Source organism: Polaromonas sp. P1_E1_2 (assembly GCF_056406035.1).
In genome coordinates this window covers 1-5,934 of record NZ_JBFUAZ010000233.1, presented here as the reverse complement: position 1 = coordinate 5,934, position 5,934 = coordinate 1, and the positions used below count along the sequence as shown (strand labels likewise).

Below are 5,934 nucleotides of genomic sequence, written 5' to 3'. Positions count from 1 at the left end.
CCGCAGGACATGGACACGGCAAAGGCTTGTGCGGTCTATACCGACCTGCGGCGAAAGCTGATGGTGGTGTCGAACGAGGCTGAGCCCCTTATGACAAAGCTGGCGGGCACGCTCCACGCCAGCCAGATGAAAAAACTGCAGCAGCGTTTTGAAAAAGGCAATGCCGACTACCGCGAAGACTTTCTGGAGTCATCCAAAACCAGCCGCAAAAAGCGCTACAAAGAGGCGGTGAACCGGGCTGAAATGCTTTACGGGCGGCTGGAGGAAAAACAACTGGACATCATCGGCCGGCGAATCGATACGTCCCACTTTGACGCCGCCGTGTCCTACCGGGAAAGGCTGCGGCGCCAGCAGGATGCCCTGCAAACCCTGCGCCCGCTGGCTGACGGCCATAGCGCACCCGAGAAAACGCAGGCCGCCGTGAACGGACTGTTTGAACGCACGCTGAACTCACCAGACGTCGCTTACCGGGACTATTTCGAACGCCTGACCCAGGACATTTGCCAGGGGTTTGCAGAACTGCACAACAGCACCACGCCCGCCCAGCGCTTAAAAGCCGTGGAAAACCTTCACCGCTATGAGCGGGATTTCAAAGCCCTGCACAGCCAAAAGTCCTGACCCAGGAGCCAGCCCCCGCGCAACCCGGCTTATTTGCCGGGCGCCTTGGAATGGGACAAGCCTTCCTCTTCAGCTTTCTTCAGTTCTGCCGCCTGCTGGGGTGAATCGGGTTTCGCCGCCTTCGCGTCGGCAGCGACATCTGCATCCTTGAGATAGGACTTGATGTTCTTCTGGTAGTCGCGGGTGGCTTCATAGCTCCCTTCGCCCATCTGCCCGGCCGGGGCATCGCCCGGCCTGGACTGGCGCGGCTGGAACTCGCGGGAGCCGCTGCTTTGCTGTTGCTGGCGGTCCGAAACACGGCGCGGTTGCTGCTGCAGGCGTGCACCGGGTGCTTGTGCGTGGTTCATGAACGTCTCCTGGGTGGGTTGTCGGTGCGTGTCGCCACGACCTTCCCTTCGCTGGAAAAGGGGGCAAATCGTGGGCAAGGAGAGTCACCTTAAAACCGGATGGACGCCGCGTTTGTCATCCGCCCCATGGCCTTGTTGTCAGCAACCGCCTACACGCCTGAACCAAAGCAAAAACAGATGAAATCAGAGTAAAGGAATGTGCGCAGGCGGCGTGTCGTAGTAGTCGGCAATGCGCTCCAGCGCGCGGGTATTGAGCAACCGGAGCTGCCCATTTTCAATCTCATGCAGACCCAGCTGGCGCAACCGCCTGAGCGTCTTGTTGGTATGCACCAGCGACAGTCCCAGCGCGTCGGCAATATGCTGCTGGTTGATGGGAAACCCTATCCAGCCTTTTTCGGCCATGCCCACGCGTTCCAGCCTGCGGTACAGGTGCATCAGCAGCATCGCCACGCGTTCGGTGGCGTTGCGCCGGCCTGCCGTCAGCAGGTGGTCATCGACCATACCTTCCTCGCGCGCGCCCATCCACGTGATGTCGTAGCCCAGGCTGGGGTGGTTGCGAAACAGTTCCCACAGGCCGTCCCGCGGGAACACACAGAGGCTTACATCCGTCACGGCCTCGATGCCGTGCATGGCGCCGTCCGCGAACTTTTGCTGCAGGCCGATGAAGTCTCCGGGCAGCAAAAAATTGAGTATCTGGCGACGGCCATCGCTCAGGGTTTTGTAGCGGAAGGCCCAGCCCGAGTAGAGGGTGAAGAGTTTGCCGTTGGGCTTTTGCTCATGCAGGATGGTCGTGCCGGCGGCTACCTGCAAGATGCCAGTGCGGAAGGCCTCGATGAACTGGAGCTCTTCCGCTTTCACGGGCATGAATGCACCGGTGCTGCGTAAACCGCAAGCATTACAGCGAGGCGGGCAGATGGCTGATGTTGGCGTCGGAATGCTCATGGAAGGCACATCTTAGGCGCATATGGCTGTGTCTTTTGACATTGTGAGGTGTGTAGTCCGTCGCTACATTCGGCGCAATGACAAAAATAAGCACCACTTTGTATGAAATTCTTTACGTCAGCACCTTGGCGCCGGAGGCGCCGTTGAGCGTGGTGGGGGGTATTGCGGCCAAGGCTCGCCTGGTCAATGCGGAGCGCGACATTACAGGACTGCTGATTTTTGACGGCATGCGGTTTTGCCAGCAGCTTGAAGGCGGCCAGAAGCAGGTGTTGGCGTTGCTGGAGCGCATCCGGCAGGACACCCGCCACATCAACATGCAGGTTCTGCACCACGGCGAACTGGCCGCCAGGCGGTTCAGGCGCTTCAGCCTGGGCTATTGCCTGGTCGAGGATGAGGACGTGCTGGAGCGCATGGAAACCCTGGACGGCCAGGCCGCGCTCGATGCCTTTGTGGGATTGCTTTCCAGGCTGGACCTGGATTCCTGAACGCGCCGGGCTTCAGCCCTGCAGCGCTTGCCACATTTCCTGGTCGCGTTGGGCTGTCCAGATACGCGGGTTCTTGATGCCGCTGGCTTCGTCAAATGCGCGGCTCACGTCAAACGGCAGGCAGTGCTCGTAAATAAACACATGGCCGAAGATCGGGTCCATGCTTTTGCGGGTGTGGTCCATGGCGGCTTTGAGGTCCATGCCGGCGGCGGCGGCTTCCTTGCCCGCCTGGTACAGGGTTTCGACCCAGCGCTTCGTATAGTCCAGTGCCTTGTTGACATTGGCAGCGCCCTTCATGGCCTCGCCGCGGCCGGGCACGATGGCTTCGGCTTTCAGTGCGCGCAGGGCTTCCAGTGTGGCGGGCCATTCCTCCAGCTGCGCGTCGCCGGTGTAAACGCCGGCCTCGTACTCGACCAGGTCGCCTGAGAACAGCACTTTTTCTTCTTCGACCCACGCAATCGTGTCGCCGCGTGTGTGGCCGGGGCCCGGGTGCCAGACCTGCACCTTGACACCGCCCAGGTCCAGCACCAGCTTGCCAGGCACTTCGCACTTCACCGGGTTGCCGCCGTCGATAACCAATGTCGGCCAGGTCAGGCCGGGCACGCTTTCGGCGTTGCGGAACAGGCGCGGAAAGCGCTCCATCTCGCTTTGCATGTCCTGCACACCGCGCTCGACGATGAGTTCGTACGTGCCCTGGCTGGCGATCACTTCCGTGGCGCCTTCCGCAATGTAGGCACTGGCGCCCAGCACCCGGACCGCGTGATAGTGAGTCAGCAGCACATATTTGATGGGCTTGTCGCTCACGGTGCGGATACGGGCGATCAGGTCTTGCGCCATGGCCGGGGTGGCGGTGGCGTCGCTCACCATGATGAATTTGTCGCCAATGATCACGCCGGAATTGGGGTCGCCCTCGGCGGTATAAGCCCAGCAATGTGCGCTGAGCTGCTCAAAAGTGATGACCTTGTCGGTGAGATCGGACTGCGAGGCGAAGGCTTTGGACATGCGGTTCCTGTGTTTGGGACGCCGTGCCGGCGGTTCAATGAACCCGCGGCAGTTTTGGGTCATTTTACTTAAACGTAACGCGTTACGGATAGTTGAACCAATACACCTGCCCGGTGAAAACGATTTTCAAGGCCGCTATTGATTTGATAGCTGCTTGCGCTCGTCCTGATTGGCCTGCAAGGCAATTTGATGCCAAAAAACGGGCCCTGCAGGCGAGGCCGGCGGCAGGGCGCTACCCGCGAATTGCCAGCCAGGCGACCGCACTGTCGGCCAGGGCTTCCAGGGAAGCATTCCCGGCCAGGGTCAACACGCCCGGCTCGGCCGAAGGATCCTGCAGCGCCTCGAACTGGCTGGCGACCAGGCTGGGCGGGTAAAAGTGACCCGGCCGCGCGGAGACGCGTCGCAGGGATTCGGCCTGGCCGATGGCCAGATGCACAAACTGCAGACCGGGCACGGCGCCGCGCAGGCTGTCGCGGTAAGCGGCCTTGAGGGCCGAGCAGGTCAGCACAACACCGGCCGGGTGACGCGCCAGTTCCACACCCAGCTGGCGCAGCCAGTCAGCGCGGTCCTCGTCCGTGAGGGGAATGCCTTGCTGCATCTTCTGGATGTTGCCGGAGGGATGGAAATCATCCCCTTCGATCAGCGGCAACGCCAGCTGGTCGGCCATCAAACGCCCGACCGCCGACTTGCCGCAGCCAGCCACACCCATGACCACCACATGGACTGCCGGGGCGGCGTGGCGCACACCGGGCGCGGAGAAGGAATGGGTCTGGGAAGCYGGGGCCATGCCCAAATTATCGCGGCCCGCCGCGTCTTTGCGCGTCGCGCCCGCGATATCTGCCAGGCACCGATTTTTTGAGCAAAGGGGCAGCCATGGCGCGCTGCGCCCGCCGCAACACAAGTCCGCCGGGTTTGGTATGGTTGCGCGATGGCTTCTTCCACGAATGATTTTGCGACCTACTGCTGCGAGCTTTTGTCAGGCGTCGGGCCCTGCACGGCCAAGCGCATGTTTGGCGGGTTTGGCATCAGCACCTCGGGACTGACGCTGGCCCTGGTGGCCGACCTGGGCGGCGGCGAGAAGCTGTGGCTCAAGGCGGATGCGCAGACCCGCAGCCTGTATGAAGCCCACGGCTGTGAGCGGTTCACCTATGAAATGACACGAAATGGCGTCAGTGCGCCGCACAGCCTCAACTACTACGCGGCACCCGAAGACGCGATGGAGTCGCCCGCCGTGATGCTGGAATGGGCGCGTGTAGCGTTGGAGTGTGCGTTGAAGGCGCGTGCGGTCAAGGCGACCAAAGCGCCCAAGACAACGAAGGCGAGGAAAACGCCAAAGGCGCCGGCAACCAGGACCGCCAAAACGGCCAAGCCCCGAACCAGGCGCCCATAAAAAAACCCGCAGCCTTGCGACTGCGGGTTAAACGGTTTTCCCGGAGTAAAACTGTTGGCTATCTGCGCTTAGACCAGGTTGGACATGGCCAGCACGTTGTAGTTACGCGGCTGGAGCTGATTGTCCCTGTAGGCGTCAAAGTCGTGGCCGGTGACGTGAGGCCGGGCGCGGGCAGTGACGAACACCAGGGCAACGGGGGTCAGCACCGCTTCAACAGCGGCGACAGCACCCATCGCCAGCCCGCGGACCAGGCGGCCGAGGGCGCTGGTGGCCAGGCCGAAGGCGGCGCGCAAGTCACCCAAAGGCTGCATCACGCCGGCGCGCCAGCCGGAAGTCTCTTTCATCTCGGGCACTTCGGCGCAGGCCGTTGCCGGCTCCCAGCTGAAATAAGCGGAAGCAGCGTGACCAGCGCTGAAGGACTCCATCACCAGCGACTCACCCGCCCGCAGCGAAAGGCTTTCGCCCCGGCTGAGGAAATGGTCGCCGGCGCGGACCTGGATGTCCTGGCTGGCGGAGTCGAAGGTGGCCCAGACCCGGCCATGCGCAATTCGCAACACGCCGGCCTGCGAGGCGCGCAGCGTCAGCGCTCGGCCCGCACCCAGTTTCCAGAAGCCCGCCAGGCCGGCCACATGGCCGTTGGTGGCATCGGAAGCCTGTTGCAAGAAACGATCTCCTGAGAGGTGAGCTGCGTGGTCCATGGTGTTCTCCTAAAAAGGCACAAAGTGAGTGATGAGGGTTGAATCATCTCGCCACGGGCTTGCACAGTCCAATGAAATCGCGGTAAGCTATTGATTCCATAATCGCATCAATCAATTAGGCCCGAATTGCCCTATTTGGCCTTTTTCACCCTCACACTGTCATGCTCCATTCACAAACACACCTGCGCTCCCGGCCGATTTCCGCCGGCCAGTTAAGGGCTTTTGAGGCCGTCGCCCGCCACCTCAACTTCCGCGCCGCCTCGGAGGAGCTGGCCCTCACCCAATCGGCTGTGAGCCGCCAGATCCAGGGCCTGGAGGAAGACGTGGGCGTGAGCCTTTTTCACCGCCATACCCGGGCSGTGGAGCTCACCACCGCCGGCGGCATCCTGCTGCGGGCCGTCACGCCCTCGCTGGAGCGCATTGACAACGCCGTGCGGCAGATACGCCAGACC

Annotated in this window: 9 protein-coding genes; 4 read left to right on the top strand and 5 right to left on the bottom strand. The window is 62.1% G+C overall.

Translation table 11 applies throughout. The features are described from left to right. On the top strand, positions 1–618 hold a 618-nt coding region (locus AC1D1P_RS12290; RefSeq protein WP_477673171.1), incomplete at its 5' end, for a DUF6279 family lipoprotein. Positions 619–647: 29 nt separating this feature from the next. Here the strand turns inward: AC1D1P_RS12290 and AC1D1P_RS12285 are convergent. Together AC1D1P_RS12285 and AC1D1P_RS12280 are read right to left on the bottom strand one after the other, a co-directional pair. Further along, on the bottom strand, positions 648–965 hold the full coding sequence (locus AC1D1P_RS12285; RefSeq protein WP_477670014.1) for a hypothetical protein: 318 nt from the start codon (positions 963–965) through the stop codon (positions 648–650). 183 nt (positions 966–1,148) lie between these two features. Further along, a complete protein-coding gene (locus tag AC1D1P_RS12280) occupies positions 1,149–1,907 on the bottom strand; it encodes a Crp/Fnr family transcriptional regulator (protein WP_477673170.1) in 759 nt (252 codons plus the stop codon). Positions 1,908–1,984: 77 nt separating this feature from the next. Between AC1D1P_RS12280 and AC1D1P_RS12275 the strand changes: the two genes are divergently transcribed. Next, the gene (locus AC1D1P_RS12275; protein WP_477673169.1) at positions 1,985–2,392 is read left to right on the top strand and encodes a BLUF domain-containing protein; all 408 of its coding nucleotides are present in this window, start codon (positions 1,985–1,987) and stop codon (positions 2,390–2,392) included. A 12-nt stretch (positions 2,393–2,404) separates the two neighbouring features. Here the strand turns inward: AC1D1P_RS12275 and AC1D1P_RS12270 are convergent, their stop codons facing one another. After that, positions 2,405–3,394: an MBL fold metallo-hydrolase gene (locus tag AC1D1P_RS12270; protein ID WP_477673168.1), complete on the bottom strand. Its 990-nt coding sequence runs from the start codon at positions 3,392–3,394 to the stop codon at positions 2,405–2,407. Between the two features lie 232 nt (positions 3,395–3,626). Beyond that, on the bottom strand, positions 3,627–4,181 hold the full coding sequence (locus tag AC1D1P_RS12265; RefSeq protein WP_477673167.1) for a gluconokinase: 555 nt from the start codon (positions 4,179–4,181) through the stop codon (positions 3,627–3,629). A 141-nt stretch (positions 4,182–4,322) separates the two neighbouring features. On the opposite strand from AC1D1P_RS12265, the gene AC1D1P_RS12260 reads away from it, so the two are divergent. Continuing rightward, positions 4,323–4,784, top strand: coding sequence for a TfoX/Sxy family protein (locus AC1D1P_RS12260; RefSeq protein WP_477673166.1), 462 nt, complete (start codon positions 4,323–4,325; stop codon positions 4,782–4,784). 68 nt (positions 4,785–4,852) lie between these two features. Here the strand turns inward: AC1D1P_RS12260 and AC1D1P_RS12255 are convergent, their stop codons facing one another. Then, positions 4,853–5,482, bottom strand: a complete 630-nt coding sequence (locus AC1D1P_RS12255; protein WP_477673165.1) for a DUF2917 domain-containing protein — start codon at positions 5,480–5,482, stop codon at positions 4,853–4,855. A 161-nt stretch (positions 5,483–5,643) separates the two neighbouring features. Between AC1D1P_RS12255 and AC1D1P_RS12250 the strand changes: the two genes are divergently transcribed. Further along, the coding region (locus AC1D1P_RS12250) for a LysR family transcriptional regulator (protein ID WP_477673164.1) at positions 5,644–5,934 on the top strand (291 nt) is incomplete at its 3' end.